The 3,391-nt window shown below is 26.4% G+C and carries 5 protein-coding genes; 2 read left to right on the forward strand and 3 right to left on the reverse strand.

Annotated elements, in window-relative coordinates; all coding sequences use genetic code 11:
• Nucleotides 1-89: 89 nt before the first annotated feature.
• Nucleotides 90-419, forward strand: a complete 330-nt coding sequence (locus I4U58_RS13160; protein WP_195931799.1) for a PH domain-containing protein — start codon at nt 90-92, stop codon at nt 417-419.
• 117 nt (nt 420-536) lie between these two features.
• Here I4U58_RS13160 and I4U58_RS13165 read toward each other — a convergent pair whose 3' ends face one another.
• A complete protein-coding gene (locus I4U58_RS13165; RefSeq protein ID WP_195931795.1) occupies nt 537-1,040 on the reverse strand; it encodes a hypothetical protein in 504 nt (167 codons plus the stop codon).
• 210 nt (nt 1,041-1,250) lie between these two features.
• On the opposite strand from I4U58_RS13165, the gene I4U58_RS13170 reads away from it, so the two are divergent.
• The gene (locus tag I4U58_RS13170) at nt 1,251-1,532 is read left to right on the forward strand and encodes a hypothetical protein (RefSeq protein ID WP_195931796.1); all 282 of its coding nucleotides are present in this window, start codon (nt 1,251-1,253) and stop codon (nt 1,530-1,532) included.
• 168 nt (nt 1,533-1,700) lie between these two features.
• Here the strand turns inward: I4U58_RS13170 and I4U58_RS13175 are convergent, their stop codons facing one another.
• Nucleotides 1,701-2,474, reverse strand: a complete 774-nt coding sequence (locus tag I4U58_RS13175; protein ID WP_195931797.1) for a hypothetical protein — start codon at nt 2,472-2,474, stop codon at nt 1,701-1,703.
• A gap of 152 nt (nt 2,475-2,626) precedes the next feature.
• Nucleotides 2,627-3,271 (reverse strand): tRNA (guanosine(46)-N7)-methyltransferase TrmB, encoded by a 645-nt coding sequence (gene trmB, locus I4U58_RS13180; RefSeq protein ID WP_195931798.1) that lies wholly within the window; start codon nt 3,269-3,271, stop codon nt 2,627-2,629.
• Nucleotides 3,272-3,391 lie beyond the last annotated feature (120 nt).

Below are 3,391 nucleotides of genomic sequence, written 5' to 3' on the forward strand. Positions count from 1 at the left end.
GAAATAGTAGATATTGAGTACGTAAAAGAAGCTGGACAATTTTATCTAAGAATTTATCTTGAAAAAGATGGGGGAATTTAGATTTTACAATATCTGTTCTTGAGGAAGATGAAGATATATTAGCTTCTTTAAATTGCAACTTAAAGAGCTTTATTGATTTTACTATAGTAGATCAAGATGGGGTTTTATTAGTGACGAATAAAAGAGTTTTATTTTGTAAATATAAAGGAAGGGATTTATCTGTAGTACACGATTTTGAATATAAACTAATCACATCTTTTAATGTTAAAGAAGATGATTATAAAAATAAATATATTATATTTAAATATAATGGAGATAGAGTCAAGATTACTAATATAACAGGTGGGGATATATTAGAAGTAGCTTATATAATGTCTAAAAAGCAAAGAATTTTATAAATATTATACTTATATAGAAGTATTTAAGTATATATACAAAATATATAAGTCTTTAGTAAATATACAAACTAAAAGCCTTTAAATAGATATTTAACTCTATATGAAGGCTTTTTAAAATTATAAATATTTTTTCTTTTTACAATACATAAGATTTAATATCTCTACTTCTTCATATGATACATTTAATAATTTGACGATTATATGTTTTCCGAAGTTGTTGTTTAAAAGCCAGATTATCTCTTGTTGCTTTTGAGCTTCTGTCTTTTTATTTAAATCCCCTTCAAACAAAACCTCCATATAATACTTATGTAGTATTAAGAGACATGGAATAATAAAGTAGTATTTGCATCCTAAAAGACCTATACCTGCTGCAAAATGGGCTACTATCTTATTTATCTTATCTAATTTTTGATATGTACTTTGTTTTTCTTTATATATATTCAGTGCAAAACTCATAAAAAATAATGTTATACATAGTGGGTATAATGTATAACCACAAATCAAACTCAATATGTTTAAATTTGAAGTAGGTATATTGCCCATTACAACAAAGTCGCCATAAACATACTCATATAAACATATAATAAGTCCTAAAATGGCTCCAAAAGCTTGTGCATACATATAAATCTCCCCTCCTTTAAGAAATAAACCTATCTGTTATAATTAAATATATGCTGAATTTGTAATATATATATGTATTAAATTTATCTTAAAAATATTTATATTTTATTTAAAACGTTATATAATTTATTATAAACTATATATTAGTGTAATATGAAAAAATAATATAATTTATTATTTAGAATAATTGAGACTTGAAAGGATGAATTTATGTTTGACAATTTTGAATTTATTTTTAAGATAGTATTTCTTTGTCTTTCTATAGGGTGGATTGGCAACATATTATTACTGACTTCAGAGAGGCAAATTCTAATAAATCCCCTACTTATATTGATAGCCTCACTTATAATAGTTATGCCAAATGACGCCAAAGAAGTGTTTGGCTTTGAAGCAGATAATGTAAAGATGTTTTTATATATTTTTTACTATGTAGTTATCTTGGTTGGAACTACACTTACAAGAGGGAAAAAAGGTAAATTAAAAAAGAGATAAATTACTATAAAAAAAGACTAATCATTAGTTAAATACAAATGATTAGTCTTTTTATTTTCTAACTTATTAATTTAAGTAACGTAATCTACGACTCGTTGGCGCTATGAGCGAAGTGAATTTTAAGCAACGGACGAAGTCGTTGGCGCCATGAGCGAAGCGAATTTTTATTTATTTTTTTACTTCTATATTTATAGTTGTTGTGGATCTTGGATAGTAATTGTCGTCTATTGATATTTTTATAGTGCAGTTTCCTTTAGATTGAGCTTTTAGAACTGTATCTTTTTCTAGGTTTACTACTTTACTATCGTCTATTGATACCATAAATGATGCATTTGTGGAGATTTCCTTAGTTACCTCCCAATACTTTTCGTATGAGTCTATGTATTTATATATTAGTTTGTTGACTGATATAGTGTCACCTTGCTTTAGTGTGAGTTTATTGTATTTTGGACAAAGCATATATTGATTTTGACCTTGTTTTATAAAGTTTAAGTCGGAGTTTACATCTACGTTATTTTGTATTAGTTGATTTATTACAGTAGAATCTGTTATGTAGTTGTTGGCTAGGTTGATGGATTTTATTTTTTTTAGTTTTAGTATTTCTTCTGGGACTTGTTTTATATTATTATTCCAAAATATAAAGCTATCTATATTTTCGAGATATGATATTCCTGTTAAATCTTCTATATTTTCGTTGTTTGCATTTAATTCACCGGATAAAGAAGCTATTTTGTTTAATGTTATTTCTTGGTGCTTAAAGTTTCTAGTTATCGTATTTCTAAAGTTGGCATCTGGAAATAACTTTTGAAGCTCTTTGTCTGATAAAGCTTTATTTTTATTTATAGCGCATACTTGGTTTAAAGCAGAAGGTATATAAAAAGTGCCGGCTATACTTAGAATTATCGATAATAATATAATAGAACAAAGTTTAATATATTTCATACTAATTCACTGCCATAATAAACTCTATATGACAGTTTCCTCCTTTCAGTTAAAATATATTAATTATTTTCTATTGTTATTATCAACAATCCTTGTAAATAGCCGGCACTTTCGTAACAATAATTTCTACTATTTTATATAGGATTCAATAATTATAGAGGTTTTACTGCTTCTAAACGATGTATTTTTATATTTTGTGACATAAATTTATCTTCGTACTCTGTAGTCACATTTTCAAACTCATCATTATTAGCTAAGTCTAATGATATGTTTTTTAATTTCCAATTGCAATCTGCTACTTCGTTTAATGAGAACTCAAATAAACCTACGTTATCAGTTTTGAAGTGTATTTCGCCTTTATCTTCTAATATAGTAGCGTATTTATCTAAGAAGCTTCTATGAAGTAATCTTCTTTTAGCCCATCTTTTCTTAGGCCATGGATCACAGAAGTTGATGTATATTCTAGATATTTCGCCTTTATCGAAGTAGTCTAATATATTTGAAACATCTGACCATAAAAATACAATATTATTTAAATTAGCTTCAGCTGCTTTTTCAACACCTTTTAATAAAACTTCTTCTTTTATTTCCATAGCTATATAGTTTATATCTGGGTTTTGTTTTGCTAAAGTTGTTATGAATTTACCACGACCTGTACCGAACTCTACATGTATTGGGTTGTTGTTTTGGAACTTTTCGCTCCACTTCCCTTTTAAATCTTCTATATTTTCTCTTATTACATAATCAGTGTAACTTAATAGTTTTATATCTGCACCTTTTTTTCTTCTTCTTCTCAAATTAATTCCTGTCGCTTAGTTTAAGCGGCATTTCCTCCTTAATAATAATTTTGTATTTCTATAATTATATTATTTATTATGTATATAGAAATGCTTATTTTATGCTTATTAATTTTATCA

Origin of the sequence: Clostridium sp. 1001270J_160509_D11 (genome assembly GCF_015667935.1) — a bacterium.
In the GTDB taxonomy this organism is placed as follows: domain Bacteria; phylum Bacillota; class Clostridia; order Peptostreptococcales; family Peptostreptococcaceae; genus Intestinibacter.

Coding starts and splice junctions, on each gene's coding strand:
- I4U58_RS13175 (WP_195931797.1), bottom strand. CDS start 2,474: ATGAAATATATTAAACTTTGTTCTATTATATTATTATCGATAATTCTA.
- I4U58_RS13170 (WP_195931796.1), top strand. CDS start 1,251: ATGTTTGACAATTTTGAATTTATTTTTAAGATAGTATTTCTTTGTCTT.
- I4U58_RS13165 (WP_195931795.1), bottom strand. CDS start 1,040: ATGTATGCACAAGCTTTTGGAGCCATTTTAGGACTTATTATATGTTTA.